Below are 20,787 nucleotides of genomic sequence, written 5' to 3'. Positions count from 1 at the left end.
GCGATCCGTGTAAGCTGCGGTTGCCGCCATTAACCGTGGTCGGAGCGTCCGGCTCAAACGAGATTTCGGACTGCACGCATGCGCTGGAGGAATGCGAGTGGACCTGCACCGTTTGCCTTCGCTGGACCTGCTGCGCGGCTTCGTCGCCGTCGGACGGCGGCTGAGCATCACCGAGGCCGCGCGCGAACTGTGCCTGACCCAGTCGGCGGTCAGCCGCCAGGTGCAGGCGCTGGAGGAGCAGCTGGGGACCCGGCTGTTCCGCCGCGGCCATCGCTCGCTGGCCTTCACCGCCGAGGGGGAACGCCTGTTCCGCAGCGCCGACGCCGCCCTGCAGCAGCTGCAGGACGCGCTGGGCGCGGTGCGCGAGCGCGCCCGCAGCCGGCCGGTCACGGTCAGCGCCACCATCGGCTTCACCGGGCTGTGGCTGCTGCCGCGCCTGAGCCGGTTCCAGGCCCGGCATCCCGGCGTGGACGTGCGGGTGTCGGCGCACAACCGCGTGGTCGACCTGCGCAACGACGGGGTCGACCTGGCGATCCGCTACACCAGCGCCGAACGCGCGCCGCCCGGGGCGCGCCTGCTGTTCCATGAGACCGTGGTCCCGGTCGCCAGCCCGGCGCTGCGGGTGGGCGCGCTGGAGGGCCCGGAAGCGCTGGCCGGGCTGACCCTGCTGGAGTTCGAGAAGCCTGGCTATCCCTGGATCCAGTGGCTGCCCTGGCTGGCCTCCATCGGCTGGGGCCAGGCACGCCCGCGCGCGATCCTGCACTTCAACCAGTACGACCTGGTGATCCAGGCCGCGCTGGCCGGGCAGGGCATCGCCCTGGGCCGGCGCGAACTGGTGCGGCCCTTGCTGGAGGAGGGGCGGCTGGTGGTGCTGGACCAGCTGCCGGCGCCGGCGTCTTCCGGGCATGGCTACTGGCTGCTGCAGGCCGAGGCCGAGTTGCGCCCGGAAGTGGCGTCGGTGGCTGCCTGGATCGAGGACGAGGCAGGCCAGGAGGCGACCGCGCCGCTGCATCGGCTGCTGGCCGAGTAGGCCGGACACGGCGGCGCGCCCGCATGCGGCGTCCTCGCGGGTCCGTGCCTACAATCCGCCGATCCACACCGGCGAGGGCGCGATGAAGGCGAAGGCGAAGAAGGTCCTCAAGTGGCTCGCGCTCGGCCTGGCCGTGTTCGCCATGGCCTCGCTGCTGTCGCTGTACGCCTACGGCCGCTTCGCCGAGCGCGCGCGCGGCGAGGTGGTCATGGCCCTGCCGCTGGCCGACGCGCAGACCGCGATCGACCGCGCGGTGGTGCCGCTCACCGACGCGCGCCCGGGCCAGACCGGCATGGTGATCCTGGGCGACAACCTCGACGCCTTTGCCGTGCGCGCGATGACCGCGCGTTCGGCCGGGCGCAGCCTGGACCTGCAGTACTACATCTGGCACGACGACTTCACCGGCAACATGCTGCACAACGAAGTGCTGCGCGCGGCCGACCGCGGGGTGCGCGTGCGCCTGCTGCTGGACGACATGAACGTGCATGGCAGCCACTCGGTGCTGGCGGCGCTGGACAGCCACCCCCTGATCGAGGTCCGGCTGTTCAACCCGACCCGGGCCCGCGAGGGCACGCTGGCGCGCGGCGTGGAGCTGCTGCTGCGCTTCGTCAGCCTCAACCGGCGCATGCACAACAAGATCTGGCTGGCCGACGGCCGCATCGCGGTGGTGGGCGGGCGCAACATCGGCGACGAGTACTTCGACGCCGCCGCCGACGTGAACTTCATGGACACCGACGTGGCCATGGTCGGCAGCGCCGCGCGCCAGGCCGAGGAGGTGTTCGACGCCTACTGGAACAGCGCCAGCGCGATCCCGCTGGCGGCGCTGGTCGATCCGGCGCCGGACGCGCTGGACAGGGTGCGCGCGAGCCTGGACGCGGGCCTGGGCTCGGATCGCGCCGGCCCCTACCTGGAGCGCCTGCGCGCCTCCGAGCGGGTGAGCGAGCTGCTGCAGGGCCGGGGCAGCGTGCACTGGACCGAGAACGCCATGCTGGTGTCCGACCCGCCGCAGAAGGCCGAGGGCGCGCCGCAACGGCCGGACTGGATGACCCCGGTGCTGGTCGCGCGGGTGAGCACCGCGCGCCGCGAGCTGAAGCTGATCTCGCCGTACTTCGTCCCGGGCCACGCCGGCCTGGAGTGGCTTTCCGGCATGCGCGGGCGCGGGGTGGAGGTGAGCATCCTCACCAACTCGCTGGCGGCCAACGACGTGCTGGCGGTGCACGGCGGCTACGCCGGCTACCGGGTGCCGTTGCTGCGCGCCGGGATCGCGCTGTATGAGCTCAAGCCGCATGGCGCGGTCGACACCAGCCTGTTCGGCTCCAGCGGCGCCAGCCTGCACACCAAGGCCTACGTGGTCGACGGCAGCCACGGCTTCATCGGCTCGTTCAACCTCGACCCGCGCTCGATCAAGCTCAACACCGAGATGGGGCTGATGTTCGACCATCCCGGCGCGGCGGCCGAGCTGGAGGCGCTGTACGCGAAGAAGACCTCGGCGCAGACCGCCTACCGCCTGGCCCTGGAGGACGGCCGCCTGCGCTGGCACGACGACGCGGCGCAGCCGCCGGCCACCTGGGAACGCGAGCCGGAGGCAAAGGCCTGGCAACGCGCCGCCGCGCGCGTGATCGGCTGGCTGCCGCTGGAATCGCAGCTCTGAGGCCGGCGCCTCAGGCGTCCGGATCGCGGCGCAGCACCGCCTCGAGCTGGCGGTAGACCTCCGGGTCGATGCGCCGGCCACGCTCGGCGGCCAGCGCTTCCAGCGCCGCGCGCGCCGGCAGGGCCGGCCGGTACGGGCGGTCGGACGTCATCGCGTCGTAGCCGTCGGCCGCGGCCAGGATCCGCGCCTCCAGCGGGATCGCGTCGCCGGCCAGGCCGTCCGGATAGCCGCTGCCGTCGTAGGCCTCGTGGTGGTGGCGGATCAGGTGCGCCACCTGCGCGGCGTCGTCGCGCTCGGTGGCGCGGAACAGGCGCTCGCCCAGTTCCGGATGCAGGCGCATGCGTTGCCGCCGCGCCGCGTCGAGCCGGCCCGGATACAGCAGCACGTCGTCGCGCACGCCGATCTTGCCGATGTCGTGGAAGCGCGCGGCCAGGGCCAGGTGGGCCAGGCGCTCGCGGTCCAGGTCGAAGCGCTGGCCAAGCAGCGCCGCCAGGCGGCAGACGCGGTCGCAGTGGCCGTCGGTGTAGGCGTCGCGCTGCTCGAGGGCCAGGGCCAGCGCACGGAGCGAAGCGCTGGCGCGGCCAAGCGGCAGCGCCAGCGCGGGGATGGGGTCGGGCATGTGGGGGCGGGGGAGGAGCGGTGGCGGGCGCTCAGCTGGGGGAAAGGGCGGTGAGCAGTCCGCGCGCGGCGTTGAAGCGGTCGGCGGGTTCCGGCAGCGGCAGCCGCACCTTGAGCTTGTCCGGGCCGTCCATCGCGTACAGCTTCGGCTGCTGCTGGATCATGCGGATCACCGACATCGGATCGACCTTCGGCTTGGCCTCGAACACGATGCGGCCGCCGTTCTCGCCCAGCTCCAGCTTGCGGATGCCCAGGGCGTCGCACTGCCGCTTCAGCTCGGCGATGGCGAACATGTTCTTGACCGCGTCCGGCAGCAGGCCGAAGCGGTCGATCATCTCCACCTGCAGTTCGCGCAGGGCCTCGCCGTCGCCGGCGCTGGAAATGCGCTTGTACAGGGTCAGGCGGGTGTGCACGTCCGGCAGGTAGTCCTCCGGGATCAGCGCCGGCACGTTGAGCACGACCTCGGCGCCGCGGGTTTCCTCGCCGGCGTCCAGGTCCGGCAGCTTGCCCTGGCGGATGCTGCGCACGGCCCGCTCCAGCAGCTCGGTGTACAGGCTGAAGCCGACCTCGGCCATCTGCCCGCTCTGGTCCTCGCCCAGCAGCTCGCCAGCGCCGCGGATCTCCAGGTCGTGGGTGGCCAGGGTGAAGCCGGCGCCCAGCTCGTCCATCGAGGCGATCGCCTCCAGCCGCTTCTCCGCGTCCGGGGTCATGGCGCGGCGGTCCGGCGGCACCAGCAGGTAGGCATAGGCGCGGTGGTGCGAGCGGCCGACGCGGCCGCGCAGCTGGTGCAGCTGGGCCAGGCCGAAGCGGTCGGCGCGGTTGATGATGATGGTGTTGGCGTTGGGGATGTCGATGCCCGACTCGATGATCGTGGTCGCCAGCAGCACGTTGAAGCGCTGCTTCTGGAAGTCGAGCATCACCCGCTCCAGCTCGCGCTCGGGCATCTGCCCGTGGGCCACGCCGATGCGCGCCTCCGGCACCAGTTCCTGCAGCTGGCGCTGCATGCGGCCGATGCTTTCGACGTCGTTGTGCAGGAAGTACAGCTGGCCGCCGCGCGACAGCTCGCGCTGGAACGCCTCGCGCAGCTGGTTGTCGTCCCAGGGCACGACGAAGGTCTGCACCGCCAGCCGGTTCGGCGGCGGGGTGGCGATGATGCTGAGGTCGCGCAGGCCGGCCATGGCCATGTTGAGCGTGCGCGGGATAGGGGTCGCGGTCAGGGTCAGCAGGTGCACGTTGGCGCGCAGCGCCTTCAGCGCCTCCTTCTGGCGCACGCCGAAGCGCTGCTCCTCGTCGACGATGACCAGGCCCAGGTCCTTGAACTTCACGTCCGGCTGCAGCAGGCGGTGGGTGCCGACGATCACGTCGATCTGGCCGCTGGCCACCTTCTCCAGCTCGGCCTTGATCTCCTTGCTGCTCTTGAAGCGCGACAGCACCTCGACCTTGAGCGGCCAGTCGGCGAAGCGGTCGCGGAAGTTGCGGTAGTGCTGCTCGGCCAGCAGGGTGGTGGGCACCAGCACCGCCACCTGGCGCCCGGCGCTGGCCGCGGCGAAGGCCGCGCGCACCGCGACCTCGGTCTTGCCGAAGCCCACGTCGCCGCAGACCACGCGGTCCATCGGCTGGCTGGACTGCAGGTCGCGCAGCACCGCCTCGATCGCCGCGTGCTGGTCCGGGGTCTCCTCGAACGGGAAGCCGGCGGCGAAGCCCTCGTACATGGCGCGGTCGATGTCCAGCGCCAGGCCGGCGCGGGCCTTGCGCCGGGCCTGGATCTCCAGCAGCTCGGCGGCCACGTCGCGGACCTTCTCCTGGGCCTTGCGCTTGGCCCGGGTCCACTGCTCGCCGCCCAGCGAGTGCAGCGGCGCGGTCTCCGGCGAGGCGCCGGAGTAGCGGCTGACCAGGTGCAGCTGGGTGACCGGCACGTACAGGCGGTCGCCCTTGGCGTACTCGATGTCCAGGAACTCGCCGGGCATGCCGCCGATGTCCATCGCCACCAGGCCGCGGTAACGGCCGACGCCGTGGTCCTCGTGGACGATGGGCGCGCCCTCGGTCAGCTCGCCCAGGTCGCGGATGATCGCCTCCGGCTCGCGCCCGGCGCGGCGCGCGCGCCGCGGCTGGGTGGCGCGCTCGGGGAACAGCTGTCGCTCGGTGAGCACCACCAGCCGTGGCTCGTCCAGGGCGAAGCCGTCTTCCAGCGGCGCCACCGCCAGGGCGAAGCGCTCGTCGCCCTCGAGGAAGGCGGGGAAGCCGGCCACGGTCTTCGGCTGCAGCCCGGCGGCCTGCAGCACTTCCAGCAGGGCCTCGCGGCGGCCGGGCGAGTCGGCGGCCACCAGCACCCGGCCCGGGTAGCTGGACAGGAAGCTGCGCAGGGCCTCGCCGGCGCGCGGCTGGTCGGGCCCGGCGATCGGCAGCGCCGGCGCCGGCTGGTCGCCGAGGGCGGCGGCGTCGGCGGCGTGGGTGTGTTGCGGGCCGCACACCTCGATGCGGATGCCGCGGTTGAGCTGCTCGCGCAGCGCGTCCGGCGGCAGGTACAGCTCGGCCGGCGGCAGCACCGGGTGCTCGACGTCGTGCCGGCGCTGCTCGTAGCGGTTGCCGGCCTGCTGCCAGAACGCGTCGGCGCAGGCGCTGGCGCCGTCGGCCAGCACCGGCAGCACGCTCACCGGCAGGTAGTCGAACAGCGTCGCGGTCGATCCGGAACCATCGCGGCTGGGGGCGAAGAACAGCGGCAGGTAGTACTCGATGCCAGCCGGGGCAATGCCGGCCTTGAGGTCCTGGTACAGCGCGCTGCGCCGGGTATCGACGTCGAAGCGCTCGCGCAGGGCGTCCATCACCCGCGCCAGGCTGGCCTCGTCCATCGGCGTCTCGCGCCCGGGCAGCATGTGCACCGCCTCGATCTTCTCCAGCGAGCGCTGGCTCTCCGGGTCGAAGCGGCGGATCGAGTCGATCTCGTCGTCCAGCAGCTCGATCCGCAGCGGCGCCTCGGCGCCCATCGGGTAAACGTCGAGCAGGCCGCCGCGCACGGCGAAGTCGCCCGGGTCCAGCACCTGCGGCACGTTGCGGTAGCCGGCCGATTCCAGCCGGCGCTTCTCCGCGTCCAGGTCCAGGCGCTGGCCGGTCTTCAGGTCGAAGCTGCTGCCGGCGATGTAGCGCAGCGGCGGCAGCCGCTGCAGCAGGGTCTGCACCGGCACCACCACGATCCCGCGCTCCAGCCGCGGCAGGCGCTGCAGCGCGGCCAGGCGCTGGCTGATGATGTCCGGATGCGGGCTGAAACGGTCGTAGGGCAGGGTCTCCCAGTCCGGGAACGGCACCACCGGCAGGTCGGCCCCGGCGCCCAGCAGGGTCAGCAGGTCGGCCTCGACCTGGTGCGCGGACAGGGTGTCGCGGGCCACGAACAGCAGCGGACCGGGATGGGCGCGGGCGGCGCGCACCAGGTGCCAGGCCAGCGCGGAGGGCGAGGCCGGCGCGTTCCACCAGGCGCGGGCCTGGCCACGCCGGGGAAGCGGGGGAATGGGAGACACGGCTCGGTTCGACGACGACATGAGCCGTCCATTGTACCGGGCGGGCGCGGGCGGCCCGTGCGCACCCGACCGGGTGCGTCCGCGCGCGGCGCTCAGCGGCGCGCCAGGTCCAGCACCACCCGCACCAGCCCGGCCGGGACTTGCGCCTCCGGCTCCGGGCGGAAGCCCAGCGATTCCGCCAGCTCCAGCATCGGCACGTTGCTTGCGGGAATGTCGCCGAACAGGCGGTCAACGGCGCGGCCGCGGCCCCACTTCACCAGCTTCTGCAGCAGGTGCCGGCCCAGGCCCAGGCCGGCCACGTAGCGGGCCAGCAGGATCGTGCATTCGGCCTGGCGGGTGCCGGGCACCCGGCGCGCGCGGCCGAGCCCGGCGATCATCGCCTCGCCGGGCGGGTAGGGCTCGGCGCCGACCAGCAGCAGCTCCTGGCGTGGATCGGGGCGGGCCAGGCGGCCGGCCTCGTCCAGGTCCAGCCCGCCTTCGCCGCCGGCGAAGCGGACCCGGATCTCCTCCGGCCCCAGCAGCCCGAACGCGGCGTGCAGCGGCGCGGCGTCTTCCGGGCGGATCGGACGGATCAGGATGGCCCTGCGGTTGGGCAGCACGAATTCCTCGTGCCAGGGGGGAAGCCGGTTGCGTGGCATGGGTCCGATATTCCCACATCGGGCTGCACGCGGGGAGCCGGGGGGCCTTGCTAGACTCCGCCGGCCCCGCGACGGAGGACAGGCATGGCCGGCAATGGAGATTCCACGCGCGCGATCTTCTTCGCGCTGGGCGCCAACCTGGCGATCGCGCTGGCCAAGGGCGTGGCCGCCTTCGTCACCGGCTCCGGGGCGATGCTCGCCGAGACCGTGCACTCCTTCGCCGACTGCGGCAACCAGCTCCTGCTGCTGCTGGGGCTGCGCCAGTCGAAGCGTCCGGTGAGCCCGGAGTACCCGCTGGGCTACGGGCGCGCCATCTACTTCTGGTCCTTCCTGGTGGCGGTGATGCTGTTCAGCGTCGGCGGCATGTTCTCGGTGTACGAGGGCGTGCACAAGCTGCAGCATCCCGAGCCGCTGGAGCAGTGGTGGTGGGCCGCCGGGGTGCTGGTGTTCGCCATCGTCGCCGAGGGCATTTCCATGCGCGCCTGCCTGCGCGAGGTGGACAAGGCGCGCGGCGGCCGCTCGCTGTGGGGCTGGTTCCGCGAGAGCCGCCAGGCCGAACTCGTGGTGATCTTCGGCGAGGACCTGGCGGCGCTGACCGGCCTGGTCCTGGCCCTGGTGGCGGTTGGCCTGGCGGTGCTCACCGGCAACCCGCTGTGGGACGCGCTGGGCACCATCGCCATCGGCCTGCTGCTGATCGTGGTCGCGGTGCTGGTGGCGATCGAGGTCAAGGCCATGCTGATCGGGCAGAGCGTCGATCCCTTCCTGCAGGCGCAGGTCGCCGAGTTCCTGGCGGCGCGCCCGGAGATCGCCGAGGTGCTGCACGTGATCACCCTGCAGCAGGGCCACGACGTGCTGGTCTCCACCCATGCGCGCATGCGCCGTTCCCACGATGGCCCGGCCATGCTCGAGGACATCGACACCGTCGAGCGCGCGCTCAAGGCGCGGTTCCCGGTGGTGCGCTGGAGCTTCTTCGAACCGGAGGGCGAGGACCGCCCGGCCGCCTGAGCGCGCTCAGCCCTCGTCGCGCCGGAGCCACTCCAGCCTGGTCGAGGCGCCGGCCTCGCCAAGGTGGCGCTGCAGGAACGGCAGGGCCGGGGCGATGGCCTCGTCCAGCTTCCACGGCGGGTTGATGAGCGCCATGCCGCTGCCGTTGAGGCGCAGCGGCGAGTCGTCCGGGCGCACCAGCAGCTCGGCCAGCAGCACCGAGCGCGCCGGCAGCCCGGCCAGCTTGCGGAAGAACGGCTGCAGCGAGCGCCGCTGCTTGACCGGGTACCAGATCGCCACGCCCGCCTGCGGCCAGCGCTGCAGGACCTCGCGTACCGCCGCCACCACCTTCGGGTATTCGGCTTCCTGGGCCTCGTACGGCGGGTCGACCAGCACCAGTCCGCGCGCGTAGCGCACTCCGTCCACCCGCGGCGGCAGCAGGGCGCGCACCGCGTCGTAGCCGTCGCGCGCGTGCACCGCCACGCGCCCGTCGTGGGCGAACAGCGCCTTCAGTTCCGCTGCTTCCTCCGACTGCAGTTCGCAGGCGGCCAGGCGGTCCTGTTCGCGCATGGCCTGCGCGGCCAGCAGCGGCGAGCCGGGGTAGGCGAGCAGGGCGTCGACCGGGTTGATCGCCGCCACCGCGCGCAGGTAGCGCTCGACCGCCGGCGGCGCTTCGCCGCGCCCGGCCAGGGCGAGGATGCCGCCGGCCGCCTCGCCGGTGCGGCCGGCGGCCTCGCCCTGCAGCAGGTAGCGGCCGCGGCCGGCATGCGTGTCGAGCACGAAGAACGGACCGTCCTTGCGCAGCAGGGCGTCCAGGTGCGCCAGCAGGACGACGTGCTTGAGCACGTCGGCATGGTTGCCGGCATGGAAGGCGTGGCGGTAATTCATGCGCGCAGCATAGCCGCCGCCATGGGGCGCGACTATGCTTGGCCGATGCCATCCGCGCCGCTGATCCTCATCGTCGACGACGAACCGGCGATCGCCGACACGCTGCTCTATGCCCTGCGCAGCGAGGGCCTGCAGGCCGAGCACTGCCTGCTCGGGGGGCAGGCGGTGGAGCGGGTGCGCGCCGGCGGGGTCGACGTGCTGGTGCTGGACGTGGGCCTGCCGGACATCGGCGGCTTCGACGTGTGCCGCCAGGTGCGCGCGTTCAGCGACGTGCCGGTGATCTTCCTCACCGCGCGCGGCGAGGAGATCGACCGGGTGCTGGGCCTGGAACTGGGCGGCGACGACTACGTGGCCAAGCCGTTCTCGCCGCGGGAGATGGTGGCGCGGGTGCGCGCGCGCCTGCGCCGGCACCCCGCCGCGGGCGCGGACGCGGCCTGGCTGGAACGCGGCGACTTCGCCGTGGACCGCGCCGGGCACCGCATCCACTACCGCGGCCGGCCGCTGGACCTGACCCGCTACGAATACGCCCTGCTGGAGGCCCTGCTGCAGCGTCCCGGCGCCATCCTCAGCCGCGCCCAGCTGATGGACCGGGCCTGGGACAGCGCCGCCGCCAGCGGCGACCGCACCGTGGACACCCATGTCAAGACCCTGCGCGCCAAGCTGCGCGCCGCCGGCGTGGAGCCGGACCCGATCCGCACCCACCGCGGCCTCGGCTACGCGATCGAGGCCTGAATGCGCCTGGGCCTGCGCCTGTTCCTCGGCTTCTTCCTGATCGTGGGCCTGGCCGCGTTCTTCGTGCTGCAGGTGTTCGTGGGCGAGGTCAAGCCCGGCGTGCGCCAGGCCATGGAATCCACCCTGGTCGACACCGCCAACGCGCTGGCGGTGATGGCCGCCGCCGACCTCAAGGCCGGGCGCATCGCCGAGGGCGACTTCGCCCGGCAGCTGGCCGAGGCGGCCAGGCGCGACCCGGGCGCGCGCATCTGGGACGTGCCCAAGCGCGGCATCGACCTGCGGGTGACCGTGACCGATGCCCGCGGCATCGTCGTGTACGACTCGCGCGGGCGCGACCTGGGCCGCGACAACTCGCGCTGGAACGACGTCTACCGCACCCTGCGCGGCGAGTACGGCGCGCGCTCCAGCCCCGAGGCGCCCGGCGACCACGCCCACACGGTGATGCACGTGGCCGCGCCGGTGCACGACCCCGACGATCCGGGACGGCTGATCGGCGTGCTGACCGTGGCCCGCCCGAACCGCAGCCTGGAGCCGTTCATCGAGGCCGGGCAGCGGCGCATGCTGCACCAGGGGGCATGGCTGGTCGGGCTGTCGGCGCTGGTCGCGGTGCTGGTCACCGCCTGGCTGTCGCGCCGCATCGGCCGCCTGGCCCGCTATGCGCGCGCGGTGGCCGCCGGCGAGCCGGCCGCACCACCGCCACCGGGCCGCGACGAGCTCGGCGACCTGGCGCGGGCGCTGGAGGACATGCGCCGCAAGCTGGAGGGCAAGGCCTACGTGGAGCAGTACGTGCAGTCGCTGACCCACGAGATGAAGAGCCCGCTGGCGGCGATCCGCGGCGCTGCCGAGCTGCTGCAGGAACCGCTGCCGGAGGCCGAGCGCCAGCGCTTTGCCCGCAACATCCTGCAGCAGCAGGGGCGGCTGACCGAGACCATCGACAAGCTGCTGGCCCTGGCCGAGGTCGAGCAGCATGGCTGGCTGCAGCGGCGCGAGCCGGTGGACCTGGCGGAGCTGGCCGCCGCGGTCGCGGCGGCGGGCGAGCCGCGCCTGGCCGCGGCGGGCGTGGACCTGTGCCTGGAACTGCCAGCGCAGCCGCCGCGCGTCGCCGGCGATCCCTTCCTGCTGCGCCAGGCGCTGGGCAACCTGCTGGACAACGCCCTGGCCTTCGCTCCGCGCGGCAGCATGCTGGTGCTGGCGCTGGCGGAGGAGGGCGGCCAGGCGGTGCTGCGCGTGCTCGACCGCGGACCGGGCGTGCCGGACTACGCCCTGGAGCGGGTGTTCGAGCGCTTCTATTCGCTGCCGCGGCCCGATGGCCAGCCGCGCAGTTCCGGCCTGGGCCTGCCGTTCGTGCGCGAGGTCGCGCGCCTGCACGGGGGCAGGGCCTGGCTGGGCAACCGCGCCGGCGGCGGCGCCGAGGCCGGCCTGGCCCTGCCGCGCGGCTAGCCGCAAGCCGACTTCACCCTGGCTTCAAACACGCCCCATTGCCCCGCCACGCACGCCGTCGAGGATGCGCCGCAGTCCACCGCGGAGCATTCCGATGACTTCATTCAGGCTGTTGTTGCGATTCCTCACCGTCGGCGCCCTGGTGCTGTTGCTGCTGGTGCCGCTGGCGATGATCCGGGGGCTGGTCCAGGACCGCCAGGCGCACCGCGCCGCGGCGGTCCAGCGGGTGGCCGAGGGCATGGCCGGGCCGCAGCGGCTGACCGGGCCCCTGCGGGTAGTGCCCTGGACCGCGACCCGGCAGGTGAATGCCGCCGGCGCCGACGGCCGCCTGGAACTGCGCGAGGAGACGGTCTCCGGCTATCTGGTGCAGGCGCCGGCCACGCTGCACGCCGGCGGCGTGCTGCTGCCGGAGGCGCGCCGGGTCGGCCTGTACGACGTGCGCGTGTTCCGCTGGCAGGCCGAGCTGGAGGCGACGTTCGAGCCGCTGGCCCTGCCGCGCGTGGACGGGCGCCGCTACGGCACCCCGTACCTGGCATTCGGCCTGGGCGACGTGCGCGGGCTGGTCGGCACCCCGGGACTGGAGGTCGATGGCGCCGCGGCGCGGCTGAGCGCCGGCACCGCCGACCTGGGCGGCCGCCTGGACGGCGTGCATGCGCGCCTGGTGCCGCCGGCCGCCGATGCGAGCCGACTGGAGGCCTCGCGCGCGCGGCTGCGGATGGACCTGGCCGGGACCCGCTCGCTGGCGATCGTGCCGGTCGCCGACAGCAACGAAGTCCGGCTGCGGTCGGCCTGGCCGCATCCCTCGTTCGGCGGGCGCTTCCTGCCCAGCCAGCGCGAGGTCGGCGCGGAGGGATTCAGCGCCAGCTGGAGCGTGTCCTCGCTGGCCAGCGCGGCGCGCGCCCAGGTGCTGGCCGCGGTGGCCGATCCGGCGACTGGCCAGGCCGCGTCGCGCCCCGGCGCGCCGGCGGACTGGGACAGCCTGGAGGTGGCCCTGGTCGATCCGGTCGACGCCCACACCCGGGTGGACCGCGCCACCAAGTACGGGGTGCTGTTCGTGGTCCTGACCTTTGTCGGCTTCGCCCTGCTGGAGCTGGTGCGGGGGCTGCGCATCCACCCGCTGCAGTACCTGATGGTGGGCCTGGCCCTGGCGGTGTTCTTCCTGCTGTTGCTGGCCCTGTCCGAGCACGTCGCGTTCGGTCTGGCCTACCTGGCCTCCGCCGCGGCCTGCATCGGCCTGCAGTTCGCCTACGTGTCCGGGGTGCTGCGCAGCTGGTGGCGCGCCGGCGTGTTCGCCGGGCTGCTGTCCGGGCTGTACGGGATGCTCTACAGCCTGCTGGCGGCCGAGGACCACGCGCTGCTGATGGGCTCGCTGCTGCTGTTCGGCGTGCTCGCCCTGGTGATGCTGGTCACCCGCCGCATCGACTGGTACGAGCGTTCGGCGAGCCTGGGCTGACGGGGCGCCGGCGCGGCCCCGGGTGGCCTGGCCATCCGGGGCCGGCTGCGTTCAGCGCAGCAGGTCGCGGGCGACGTGGTCGAAGTGCTCCAGCGCCCGCGGCGAATCCGGGGCGCGGCGCAGCGACTCGACCGCCGCGCCCAGGCGGCGCGCGCCGACCAGGCCGCAGCCGGCCTGCAGCCGGTGCAGGCGCGCGCGCACCGCGCCGATGTCGCCGCGGCGGGCGCTGGCCAGCACCTCTTCGCGCGCGCCCGGCAGCTCGTCCAGGAACATGCGGCGTAGCACCCGGATGTTCTCGGTGTCGTGGTTGAGTGCGGCGGCGGCCGCGGCGTTGTCCCAGTCCGGCAGGCTGCCGGCGGTGGCCAGCGCGGCGCGCACGGCCTGCAATAGCTGGGCGCCGGGCATCGGCTTGACCAGGACCTCGCGGAAGCCGGCCTCCAGCGCCGGGGCGTGGGCGGCCGGGTCGGAATGGGCGGTGTGGGCCAGCGCCGGCGGCGGCTCCGGCCAGTGCGCCTGCAGCTGCCGCAGCAGCTCGATCCCGGAGCCGTCGGGCAGGGTCAGGTCGATGAGCCAGAGGTCGTGGCGCATGGCGGTGCCGTGCGCCAGTGCCTGTTGCTGGGTGGCCACCAGTTCCACGGTGGCGGGGAGGGATTCGAGCACGGCCTGGAAATAGGCCTGGCTGATGCTGTCGTCCTCGACCAGCAGGACCCGCGGGGTGGCGGGCACGGAGGGTTCTCGCGCTCCCATGTGGCTGACTCCCTGTCGGCTGGGTGCATCCTAGCGCAGGGGCGCCGCCCCGCAAGGGTATCCGTTCAGATTTGGGACACGCCGCAGGCGCATTCCGGGATAATGCCCGCCCCCTTGCCACCCCGAAGCCTCCGCCACGTGGCCCGATTCGACCGTACCCCGTTCCAGACCCGCATCCTCGACCTCAGCCACGACGGCCGCGGCGTCGCCCGCCGCGAGGACGGCAAGACCGTGTTCGTCGCCGGCGCGCTGCCCGGCGAGCTGGTGCTGGCCGAGCCCACCGCGCGCAGCCGCCGCTTCGACGAGGCGCGCACCCTCCAGGTGCTGGAGCCCTCCGCCGACCGCGTGCTGCCGCGTTGCCCGCATTTCGGCACCTGCGGCGGCTGCGTGCTGCAGCACCTGGACGAGGACAAGCAGATCCTGGCCAAGCAGCACGTGCTGCTGGAGAACCTGGAGCGGATCGGCAAGGTCCAGCCGGGCGAGGTGCTGCCGCCGCTGACCGCGTCCAGCTGGGGCTACCGGCGCAAGGGCCGGTTCTCGGTGCGCCGGGTCAACAAGAAGGACAAGACCCTGGTCGGCTTCCGCGAGCAGGACCCGCGCTTCGTCGCCGACCTGCGCGAGTGCCATACCACCATCCCGCAGATCGGGATGAAGGTGGCCGCGCTGTCGGCCCTGGTCGACGGCCTGCAGGCGCGCGAGAGCATCCCGCAGATCGAGTTCATCGCCGGCGACGACGCCATCGCCCTGACCGTGCGCCACCTGGTGCCGCTGGGCGAGGCCGATCGCGCCGCGCTGGCCGCGTTCGGCCGCGAGCATGGTTTCGCCATCTTCCTGCAGCCCAAGGGCATCGACAGCGTGCATCCGCTGGAGGAGCCGGCGCCGGAGCTGGCCTTCCGCCTGCCACGGTGGAACGTGGAGCTGGCGTTCCAGCCGCTGGACTTCATCCAGGTCAATGCCCGCCTCAACGAGCAGATGATCGCCCGCGCCCTGGAACTGCTGGACACCTCGCCCGGGCACCGGGTGCTGGACCTGTTCTGCGGCCTGGGCAACTTCACCCTGCCGCTGGCGCGCCAGGTGCGCGAAGTGGTGGGCGTGGAGGGCGATCCGGGCCTGGTGGCCCGCGCCCGCGCCAATGCCGAGCGCAACGGCCTGGCCAACGCCCAGTTCTTCGCCGCCGACCTGACCCAGGACCAGCGCGGCACGCCGTGGATGCGCCAGGGCTTCGACCGCCTGCTGCTGGACCCGCCGCGCTCCGGCGCCGAGGAAGTGCTCAGGCAGCTGCCGCTGCAGGACATGGACCGCATCGTCTACGTCAGCTGCCATCCCGGTTCGCTGGCCCGCGACGCCGGCTTCCTGGTCAACGAGCGCGGCTACAGGCTGGTCTCGGCCGGGGTGATGGACATGTTCCCGCACACCGCGCACGTGGAGAGCATCGCCCTGTTCCAGCGCTGACCGCCGCCGGCCCGCGCCGGCGCCCGCGATCGGCGACAATACGCGGCCCGTTTGCCGCCCCGAGCCCATGTCCCGACTGCAGTTCCAGCTCCAGACCACCGATGGCGCCGCCCGCCGCGGCCGCCTGACCTTCCCGCGCGGCACGGTGGAGACGCCGGCGTTCATGCCAGTGGGCACCTATGGCTCGGTCAAGGGCGTGCTGCCGGGGCAGATCCGCGACCTGGGCGCGCAGATCATCCTCGGCAACACCTTCCACCTGTACCTGCGCCCGGGCCTGGACGTGATCGCCGACCACGGCGGGCTGCACGGCTTCGCGCGCTGGGACGGGCCGATCCTGACCGACTCCGGCGGCTTCCAGGTGTTCTCCCTGGCGCACCGCCGCAAGATCACCGAACAGGGCGTGACCTTCGCCTCGCCGACCGATGGCGCCCGGGTGTTCCTGGGGCCGGAGGAGAGCATGAAGATCCAGAAGGTGCTCGACTCGGACATCGTCATGATCTTCGACGAGTGCACCCCGTACCCGGCCAGCGAGGACGTGGCCCGGCGCTCGATGGAGCTGAGCCTGCGCTGGGCGCGGCGCTCGCGCGATGCCCACGACGGGCTGGGCAACGACGCCGCCCTGTTCGGCATCGTCCAGGGCAGCGTCTACCACGACCTGCGCAGCCGCTCGCTGGATGGGTTGCAGGCCATCGGTTTCGACGGCTACGCCATCGGCGGCCTGGCCGTGGGCGAGCCGGAGGCCGAGCGCAACGCCATGCTCGAGCACCTGCATCCGCGCCTGCCGGCCGACCGCCCGCGCTACCTGATGGGCGTGGGCCGCCCGGAGGACCTGGTCGAGGGCGTGGCCCGCGGCGTGGACATGTTCGACTGCGTGATGCCCACCCGCAACGCGCGCAACGGACACTATTTCACCTCCTACGGCACGGTCCGCATCCGCAACGCCCGCTACGAGCGGGACATGGACCCGATCGAGCCGGGCTGCGGCTGCGTGGCCTGCAGCGGCGGCTACAGCCGCGCCTACCTGCGCCACCTGGACCGCTGCAACGAGATGCTGGGGCCGATCCTGGGCACCCTGCACAACCTCTGGTACTACCAGAAGCTGATGGCGGACATGCGCGCGGCGATCGAGCAGGGCCGGTTCGAGGCCTTCCGCCGCGGGTTCTACGCCGCCCGCGGCGCCGGCTGAGCCGGCGCCTGCGCCGGCGGGGCAGGGCGGCGGGAACCGGGCGCCGGGGGAAAAGGTCCCAGCTACGGTTGCAATGGGGGCGGGCCGCCCCTATGGCATAATCCACGGCTATTTTCAGCCTTGACAGGAACCACCGATGAGCCTTCTCGCCACCCTCAGCCCGACCGCCATCATCGCCGCGGCCCCCGCGCCGCAGGGCGGCTTCGGCATGCTGCTGTTCCCGATCATCCTGATCGCGATCATGTACTTCCTGATGATCCGCCCGCAGATGAAGCGGCAGAAGGAGCACCAGGCCATGCTCGGCAAGCTGCAGCGCGGCGACGAGGTGCTGACCAACAGCGGCATCGCCGGCGTGGTCACCGAGATCGGGGAGAACTTCGTCACCGTCGAGATCGCCGACAACGTCCGCATCCGCGTGCAGAAGGCCGCCATCGGCAACGTGCTGCCCAAGGGCACCCTGAAGTCCGCCTGATCCGTCCGTTCCACCACTGAGCGTGGTCCCGCGGGGCGGGGCCGCGCGGGGTCCCGCAATGCTCGAGTTTCCCCGCTGGAAATACCTGGTCATCCTGGCCGTGCTGGCGCTCAGCGTGCTGTACGCGCTGCCCAATGTGTACCAGAGCGACTACGCCGTGCAGATCACCGGCAACCGCGGCGCCGCCCTGGACCAGGCGCTGTCCGAGCGCGTCGCCGGCGCGCTGTCGTCCGCCGGCGTGACGCCCAAGTCGGTCGCGGTCGAGGGCGACAACCTGCTGGTGCGCCTGGACGACGCCGAGGCGCAGACCCTGGCCGCCGACGCACTGCGCGGCAGCCTGGGCGAGAACTACACCGTCGCCCTGAACCTGGCCTCCAACGTGCCGGACTGGCTGGAGCGCATCGGCGCCAAGCCGATGGTGCTGGGCCTGGACCTGCAGGGCGGCGTGCACTTCGTGCTGCAGGTCGACCAGAAGGCGGCGCTGGACAAGCGCCTGGACGCCTACACCGAGGACGTGCGGGTGACCCTGCGCGACCGCCGCATCCGCTACACCGCGGTCGACCGCCGCCCCGACAACACCATCGCCGTGGCCCTGGCCAGCGGCGCCGACCCGGCCCAGGCCCGCACCGTGCTGGCGCAGGCGCTGCCGGCGATGTCGGTCGAGGTGCAGGGCGGCAACCGCCTGCTGGTGCGGATCCCGGAAACCGAGCTGCAGCAGATCGCCGGCTCGGCGATCGAGCAGAACATCACCACCCTGCGCAACCGCGTCAACGAACTGGGCGTGGCCGAGCCGATCATCCAGCGCCAGGGCGAGGAGCGCATCGTGGTGCAGCTGCCCGGCGTGCAGGACACCGCCGAGGCCAAGCGCATGATCGGCGCCACCGCGACCCTGGAGTACCGCGCGGTGGTCGAGGGCAGCGCGATCGACGCGGTGCGCACCGGCCGGGTGCCGCCGGAAGCCAAGGTCTACTACCGCCGCGACGGTTCGCCGGTGCTGCTGAGCAAGCGCGTGATCGTGACCGGCGACCAGATGGTGGCCGCGCAGAGCACGGTCGACCAGAACGGCCTGCCGGCGGTCAGCGTGACCCTCAACAACGTCGGCGGCGACCGCATGTTCGAGTTCACCAGCGCCAACGTCGGCAAGCCGATGGCGGTGGTCTACACCGAGCGCATCCCGCAGGTGAAGATGGTCAACGGCCAGGAAGTGCGCAGCTTCCGGGTCAAGGAGGAAGTGATCTCCGTGGCCAACATCAACGGCGTGTTCGGCAAGAACTTCCAGACCACCGGCCTGGAGAAGGCCGAGGCCGACGACCTGGCCAAGCTGCTGCGCGCCGGCTCGCTGGCCGCGCCGATGGACTTCGTCGAGGAGAAGATCGTCGGCCCCAGCCTGGGCAAGGAGAACGTGGAGCGCGGCGTCACCGCGGTGCTGTACGCGTTCCTGTTCACCCTGGTGTTCTTCGCCGTGTACTACCGCATGTTCGGCGTGCTGACCGGCATCGCGCTGCTGTTCAACCTGCTGATCGTGGTCGCGGTGATGTCGCTGTTCGGCGCCACCATGACCCTGCCGGGCTTCGCCGGCCTGGCGCTGTCGATCGGCCTGTCGGTGGACGCCAACGTGCTGATCAACGAGCGCATCCGCGAGGAGCTGCGCGCCGGCGTGCCGCCCAAGGCGGCGATCGCCAACGGCTACGAGAAGGCCTCAGGCACCATCTTCGACGCCAACCTCACCGGCATCCTCGCCGGCATCGCGCTGTACGCCTTCGGAACCGGCCCGCTGAAGGGCTTCGCCGTGACCATGGTGATCGGCATCTTCGCCTCGATGTTCACCGCGATCACCGTGTCGCGCTCCCTGGCGGTGCTGGTGTACGCCCGCCGCAAGAAGCTCAAGTCCCTGGCCGTCTGAGGGAAGGAAACCGGACATGAAGATCTTCCCGCTGACTTTTATCCCGCACGAGCCGCGCATCGACTTCATGAAGATGCGCTGGGTGGCGATGGTCGCCGCCGTGCTGATGTTCGTGGCCGCCCTGGCCGGCATCGCCAAGGGCTTCAACTACGCCCTGGACTTCACCGGCGGCACCGTGGTCGAGGTGCGCTTCGCCCAGTCCACCCCGGTCGACCAGGTGCGCGAGCGCCTGGCCGGCGCCGGCTACGAGGGCGCGCAGGTGCAGAGCTTCGGCAGCGGCACCGACGTGCTGGTGCGGCTGCAGCCGCGCGACGGCCAGACCACCACCGACGCCAACAACCGCACCGCGCAGGAGGTGCTGGCCGCGGTCTCCACCGCGGAAAACCCGGCCACGCTGATGCGCACCGAGTTCGTCGGTCCCCAGGTGGGCCGCGAGCTGGCCATGAACGGCCTGTACGCGGCGCTGTTCGTGGTGGTGGGCTTCCTGATCTACATCGGCTTCCGCTTCGAGTGGAAGTTCGCGGTCTCCGCCACCCTGACCACGCTGTTCGACGTGCTGGTGGTGGCCGGCTACTTCGCCTGGAGCGGGCGCGACTTCGACCTGACCGTGCTGGCCGGCCTGCTGTCGGTGATGGGCTTCTCGATCAACGACACCATCGTGGTGTTCGACCGCGTGCGCGAGAACTTCCGCTCCATGCGCGCGGAGCCGCACGAGATCTTCAACCGCTCGATCAACCAGACCCTGTCGCGCACCATCATCACCTCGCTGGTGTTCTTCCTGTCGGTGCTGGCGCTGTACCTGTACGGCGGCGGCTCGCTGGAGGGCCTGGCCCTGACCCAGATGATTGGCGCCGTGGTCGGCACCCTGTCCTCCATCTTCCTGGCCTGCCCGCTGCTGACCATCGGCTTCCTGAAGGTCACCAAGCAGGACCTGCTGCCCAAGGCCAGGGACGAGGCGGAGCTGGCGCGCCGTCCGTAAGCAGGCGCCGCCTGCAGCATTGGAAAAGCCGCCCCTGGGCGGCTTTTCTTTTGCCTCCCCAACCCTTCCCCGCGTGTGGGGGAGAGAGGGCAGGGTGCCAGGCACGGTTTGCACCCGCGGCACGGTTGCCATCCCGCACCCACCCCAGCCCCTCCCTGTTGCAGAGGGGGCGGGCAGGCACCAGGCACGAAAAAAGCCGCCTACCCCGGAGGGCAGGCGGCTTTTCCAGACGGATCTCAGTTGAACGCGGCGGCGTAGCCGGTGTTGACCACCAGCTTCTGCAGCTCGTCGGCGACCTTCACGTTGCCGGCGATGATCTGGCGGCCGTCCGGGCCGCGCTCGTCCATGCGCGCGGCGTTGCCGCCGCGGAAGTCGCACACCCGGCCACCGGCCTCGCGCACCAGCAGCACGCCGGCGGCGATGTCCCAGGCCTTCACCCCGGCCTCGAAGTAGGCGTCCAGGCGGCCGCAGGCCACGTAGGCCAGGTCGAGGGCGGCCGAACCGGTGCGGCGCACGTCCTCGGCGTGGGCCAGCAGCGCGTCCACGCACTTGAGCTGGGCGCTGGCGCGGGCGCGCTCGCGCGGCGGGAAGCCGGTGCCGATCACGGTCCCGGACAGGTCCTTGCGCTCGGCCACCCGGATCTTCTTGTCGTTGAGCACCGCGCCGGCACCGCGGCTGGCGGCGAACAGCTCGTTGCGCAGCGGGTCGAAGATCACCGCGTCGATCGGCTCGCCGTTGTCGACCAGGGCGATGGACACGCAGTAGTGCGGGAAGCCGCGCAGGTAGTTGCTGGTGCCGTCCAGCGGGTCGATCACCCACTGGAAGCGCGACTGGCGGCCTGGCTGGTGGCCGCCTTCCTCGCCCAGCACGCCGTAGTCCGGGTAGGCACGGCGCAGCTCCTTCACGATGACCTTCTCGGCTTCGGCGTCGACCTCGCTGGCGTAGTCCATGCGCTGCTTCTGGACCACGTTCAGGGCGTCGAGGCGGTTGATGTTGCGCAGCAGGACGTTACCGCCCAGGCGCGCGGCCTTGACCATGACGTTGACGGCGGGTTTGAGCATGGCGAAGGCTCCCGGTAAAGGCTGTGGGGGTTGGGCGAATT

Annotated in this window: 17 protein-coding genes; 11 read left to right on the top strand and 6 right to left on the bottom strand. The window is 72.4% G+C overall.

Annotated features, from left to right (window positions below):
* Positions 1 to 91: 91 nt before the first annotated feature.
* Both EIM48_RS06820 and EIM48_RS06815 read left to right on the top strand, forming a co-directional pair.
* A complete protein-coding gene (locus EIM48_RS06820) occupies positions 92 to 1,030 on the top strand; it encodes a LysR substrate-binding domain-containing protein (RefSeq protein WP_125111344.1) in 939 nt (312 codons plus the stop codon).
* A gap of 82 nt (positions 1,031 to 1,112) precedes the next feature.
* Positions 1,113 to 2,681, top strand: coding sequence for a phospholipase D family protein (locus tag EIM48_RS06815; protein WP_019398470.1), 1,569 nt, complete (start codon positions 1,113 to 1,115; stop codon positions 2,679 to 2,681).
* Between the two features lie 10 nt (positions 2,682 to 2,691).
* On the opposite strand, the gene EIM48_RS06810 is transcribed toward EIM48_RS06815, so the two are convergent.
* The 3 genes from EIM48_RS06810 to EIM48_RS06800 all read right to left on the bottom strand — a co-directional run bounded on the left by EIM48_RS06810 (position 2,692) and on the right by EIM48_RS06800 (position 7,449).
* A complete protein-coding gene (locus tag EIM48_RS06810) occupies positions 2,692 to 3,300 on the bottom strand; it encodes an HD domain-containing phosphohydrolase (RefSeq protein WP_037034461.1) in 609 nt (202 codons plus the stop codon).
* 31 nt (positions 3,301 to 3,331) lie between these two features.
* The gene (gene mfd / locus EIM48_RS06805; RefSeq protein ID WP_028914737.1) at positions 3,332 to 6,832 is read right to left on the bottom strand and encodes a transcription-repair coupling factor; all 3,501 of its coding nucleotides are present in this window, start codon (positions 6,830 to 6,832) and stop codon (positions 3,332 to 3,334) included.
* A gap of 71 nt (positions 6,833 to 6,903) precedes the next feature.
* On the bottom strand, positions 6,904 to 7,449 hold the full coding sequence (locus EIM48_RS06800; RefSeq protein WP_026010494.1) for a GNAT family N-acetyltransferase: 546 nt from the start codon (positions 7,447 to 7,449) through the stop codon (positions 6,904 to 6,906).
* 84 nt (positions 7,450 to 7,533) lie between these two features.
* Between EIM48_RS06800 and EIM48_RS06795 the strand changes: the two genes are divergently transcribed.
* Positions 7,534 to 8,454 (top strand): cation diffusion facilitator family transporter, encoded by a 921-nt coding sequence (locus tag EIM48_RS06795; RefSeq protein WP_028914735.1) that lies wholly within the window; start codon positions 7,534 to 7,536, stop codon positions 8,452 to 8,454.
* Between the two features lie 6 nt (positions 8,455 to 8,460).
* Here EIM48_RS06795 and rlmJ read toward each other — a convergent pair whose 3' ends face one another.
* A complete protein-coding gene (gene rlmJ, locus EIM48_RS06790) occupies positions 8,461 to 9,321 on the bottom strand; it encodes a 23S rRNA (adenine(2030)-N(6))-methyltransferase RlmJ (protein ID WP_125111343.1) in 861 nt (286 codons plus the stop codon).
* 45 nt (positions 9,322 to 9,366) lie between these two features.
* Between rlmJ and creB the strand changes: the two genes are divergently transcribed.
* The 3 genes from creB to creD all read left to right on the top strand — a co-directional run bounded on the left by creB (position 9,367) and on the right by creD (position 12,946).
* Entirely contained in the window at positions 9,367 to 10,053 is a 687-nt protein-coding gene (creB, locus tag EIM48_RS06785) for a two-component system response regulator CreB (protein ID WP_125111342.1), read from the top strand.
* Positions 10,054 to 11,493: a two-component system sensor histidine kinase CreC gene (creC, locus tag EIM48_RS06780; RefSeq protein ID WP_125111341.1), complete on the top strand. Its 1,440-nt coding sequence runs from the start codon at positions 10,054 to 10,056 to the stop codon at positions 11,491 to 11,493.
* A gap of 94 nt (positions 11,494 to 11,587) precedes the next feature.
* Complete coding sequence (gene creD, locus EIM48_RS06775) at positions 11,588 to 12,946, top strand: cell envelope integrity protein CreD (protein ID WP_125111340.1); 1,359 nt, start codon at positions 11,588 to 11,590, stop codon at positions 12,944 to 12,946.
* 51 nt (positions 12,947 to 12,997) lie between these two features.
* Here the strand turns inward: creD and EIM48_RS06770 are convergent, their stop codons facing one another.
* Positions 12,998 to 13,672, bottom strand: coding sequence for a response regulator (locus EIM48_RS06770; RefSeq protein ID WP_051403641.1), 675 nt, complete (start codon positions 13,670 to 13,672; stop codon positions 12,998 to 13,000).
* A gap of 123 nt (positions 13,673 to 13,795) precedes the next feature.
* Here EIM48_RS06770 and rlmD point away from each other — a divergent pair, with 123 nt between their 5' ends.
* From rlmD to secF, 5 genes are all read left to right on the top strand, one after another.
* Positions 13,796 to 15,145, top strand: a complete 1,350-nt coding sequence (gene rlmD, locus EIM48_RS06765) for a 23S rRNA (uracil(1939)-C(5))-methyltransferase RlmD (protein WP_125111339.1) — start codon at positions 13,796 to 13,798, stop codon at positions 15,143 to 15,145.
* A 67-nt stretch (positions 15,146 to 15,212) separates the two neighbouring features.
* The gene (tgt, locus tag EIM48_RS06760; protein WP_125111338.1) at positions 15,213 to 16,331 is read left to right on the top strand and encodes a tRNA guanosine(34) transglycosylase Tgt; all 1,119 of its coding nucleotides are present in this window, start codon (positions 15,213 to 15,215) and stop codon (positions 16,329 to 16,331) included.
* A 136-nt stretch (positions 16,332 to 16,467) separates the two neighbouring features.
* The gene (gene yajC, locus EIM48_RS06755; RefSeq protein WP_019398095.1) at positions 16,468 to 16,803 is read left to right on the top strand and encodes a preprotein translocase subunit YajC; all 336 of its coding nucleotides are present in this window, start codon (positions 16,468 to 16,470) and stop codon (positions 16,801 to 16,803) included.
* Between the two features lie 58 nt (positions 16,804 to 16,861).
* A complete protein-coding gene (secD, locus tag EIM48_RS06750) occupies positions 16,862 to 18,706 on the top strand; it encodes a protein translocase subunit SecD (RefSeq protein ID WP_019398094.1) in 1,845 nt (614 codons plus the stop codon).
* A gap of 16 nt (positions 18,707 to 18,722) precedes the next feature.
* On the top strand, positions 18,723 to 19,685 hold the full coding sequence (gene secF, locus EIM48_RS06745; RefSeq protein ID WP_019398093.1) for a protein translocase subunit SecF: 963 nt from the start codon (positions 18,723 to 18,725) through the stop codon (positions 19,683 to 19,685).
* 236 nt (positions 19,686 to 19,921) lie between these two features.
* On the opposite strand, the gene EIM48_RS06740 is transcribed toward secF, so the two are convergent.
* Positions 19,922 to 20,746, bottom strand: coding sequence for an inositol monophosphatase family protein (locus tag EIM48_RS06740; protein WP_026010409.1), 825 nt, complete (start codon positions 20,744 to 20,746; stop codon positions 19,922 to 19,924).
* Between the last annotated feature and the right edge of the window lie 41 nt (positions 20,747 to 20,787).

Source organism: Pseudoxanthomonas sp. SGNA-20 (assembly GCF_003931635.1).
Classification (GTDB): Bacteria; Pseudomonadota; Gammaproteobacteria; order Xanthomonadales; family Xanthomonadaceae; genus Pseudoxanthomonas.
This window is presented reverse-complemented; position numbering and strand designations above follow the sequence as displayed.

Excerpts from the sequence above, each read along its gene's own strand:
- EIM48_RS06815 (WP_019398470.1), top strand. The coding sequence starts at position 1,113 with ATGAAGGCGAAGGCGAAGAAGGTCCTCAAGTGGCTCGCGCTCGGCCTG.
- EIM48_RS06810 (WP_037034461.1), bottom strand. The coding sequence starts at position 3,300 with ATGCCCGACCCCATCCCCGCGCTGGCGCTGCCGCTTGGCCGCGCCAGC.
- yajC (WP_019398095.1), top strand. The coding sequence starts at position 16,468 with ATGAGCCTTCTCGCCACCCTCAGCCCGACCGCCATCATCGCCGCGGCC.
- creD (WP_125111340.1), top strand. The coding sequence starts at position 11,588 with ATGACTTCATTCAGGCTGTTGTTGCGATTCCTCACCGTCGGCGCCCTG.
- secF (WP_019398093.1), top strand. The coding sequence starts at position 18,723 with ATGAAGATCTTCCCGCTGACTTTTATCCCGCACGAGCCGCGCATCGAC.
- EIM48_RS06820 (WP_125111344.1), top strand. The coding sequence starts at position 92 with ATGCGAGTGGACCTGCACCGTTTGCCTTCGCTGGACCTGCTGCGCGGC.
- EIM48_RS06800 (WP_026010494.1), bottom strand. The coding sequence starts at position 7,449 with ATGCCACGCAACCGGCTTCCCCCCTGGCACGAGGAATTCGTGCTGCCC.
- EIM48_RS06740 (WP_026010409.1), bottom strand. The coding sequence starts at position 20,746 with ATGCTCAAACCCGCCGTCAACGTCATGGTCAAGGCCGCGCGCCTGGGC.
- rlmJ (WP_125111343.1), bottom strand. The coding sequence starts at position 9,321 with ATGAATTACCGCCACGCCTTCCATGCCGGCAACCATGCCGACGTGCTC.
- EIM48_RS06795 (WP_028914735.1), top strand. The coding sequence starts at position 7,534 with ATGGCCGGCAATGGAGATTCCACGCGCGCGATCTTCTTCGCGCTGGGC.
- tgt (WP_125111338.1), top strand. The coding sequence starts at position 15,213 with ATGTCCCGACTGCAGTTCCAGCTCCAGACCACCGATGGCGCCGCCCGC.
- secD (WP_019398094.1), top strand. The coding sequence starts at position 16,862 with ATGCTCGAGTTTCCCCGCTGGAAATACCTGGTCATCCTGGCCGTGCTG.
- mfd (WP_028914737.1), bottom strand. The coding sequence starts at position 6,832 with ATGTCGTCGTCGAACCGAGCCGTGTCTCCCATTCCCCCGCTTCCCCGG.
- creB (WP_125111342.1), top strand. The coding sequence starts at position 9,367 with ATGCCATCCGCGCCGCTGATCCTCATCGTCGACGACGAACCGGCGATC.
- rlmD (WP_125111339.1), top strand. The coding sequence starts at position 13,796 with ATGCCCGCCCCCTTGCCACCCCGAAGCCTCCGCCACGTGGCCCGATTC.
- creC (WP_125111341.1), top strand. The coding sequence starts at position 10,054 with ATGCGCCTGGGCCTGCGCCTGTTCCTCGGCTTCTTCCTGATCGTGGGC.